The organism is Synechococcus sp. R55.8 (assembly GCF_047461895.1).
Classification (GTDB): domain Bacteria; phylum Cyanobacteriota; class Cyanobacteriia; order Thermostichales; family Thermostichaceae; genus Thermostichus.
This window is the reverse complement of record NZ_JANSIB010000107.1, coordinates 5,333-6,543: the sequence shown is the minus strand read 5'-3', so window position 1 is coordinate 6,543 and position 1,211 is coordinate 5,333. Positions and strand designations below refer to the sequence as shown.

Sequence of the window (1,211 nt, the reverse complement as noted above, 5' to 3'; positions counted from 1 at the left end):
CCCCAGTGCTCCATCGATGCTCAGAGCTTTTACCAAACTGTCTTGGAGTTTTTGCATGACTGAGAGTATTCCCCCTTTACAAAGCTCGTCGCTCTATAGTAAGTCTTCCGTTGAGAAATTTCAACTCGAAGCTTGCTTAATTTGCAGGAGCTAGAGTAGCTGACGCAGGCGTGGTGAAAATGTAGCGAACTGAACCAACGGGAAGCTGGTTTGGGGATCGGATCCCTGTAGCTTCCGGTGGAGAGGCTTGGAAGTTATGCTGGGGTTACCTCTTTTACCTTGAGACTATCGACCTCCGAGATCGGTGGATCGGGATCCCTTTCTCTCCGCTTAGTTTGACCTATGCCTAAGGCCCCCCTCCCTCCCAACGAAGAGCAGCGGCTGGCTGCCCTGCGGCAGTATCAGATTTTGGACACCGCTCCTGAGAACAGCTTTGACGAACTCGTGCGGCTGGCTGCCCACATCTGCGGCACGCCCATTGCTCTGGTCAGCCTTATCGACGAACACCGCCAGTGGTTTAAAGCCAAATTCGGCGTCGATGTGCAGGAGACCCCACGGGATGTGGCCTTCTGCGCCCACGCCATCTTGTCGCCTAAAGAGCCGCTGGTGGTGCCCGATGCCACTCAGGATCCCCGCTTTGCCGACAACCCGCTTGTTACGCAAGAGCCCCACATCCGCTTCTATGCTGGCATCCCTCTGGTAACTCCAGAAGGGCAAGCCTTAGGCACGCTTTGCGTTGTCGATTATCAGCCTCGGCACCTGACCCCAGAACAACTGGAGCAATTACAAGCCCTGGCCCATCAGGTGGTGGCCCAACTGGAGCTGCGCCGTACTTTGAGGGAACTGGCTCAGACGCCTCTTCTGCCTAAGTCGGGGGATACTAAACCTGCCCGCAAAAACCGCTTTCTCCTCAAAGTTACCGCCGGTTTTGGCCTAGCTGCCTTGCTTTTGGGCGGGATCACCTACTCAGCTCAGCGGAATGCCTCTCAACTGCCGCAGCTTACAGAACGAGTGGCCCACACTCTGAAAGCAATCCAAAACTTGGAAGGATTGCTGGCGGAAACCCGCGCCGCCGAAGCCGGTCAATATGGTTATCTTCTGACCAATAATCCTCGCTATCTCAGTGAGTACCAAGCCAGCCTTGAAGCCACCTCCACCCATCTGCGCTTGTTGAAAGAGCTCACTGCTGACAACCCCCTGCAGCAAGAGCG

1 protein-coding gene is annotated in these 1,211 nt (G+C 55.5%); it reads left to right on the top strand.

The features are described from left to right. Positions 1 to 342 precede the first annotated feature (342 nt). A partial coding sequence (locus tag NW829_RS10545) for a GAF domain-containing protein (protein ID WP_414417037.1) occupies positions 343 to 1,211 on the top strand: 869 nt, incomplete at its 3' end.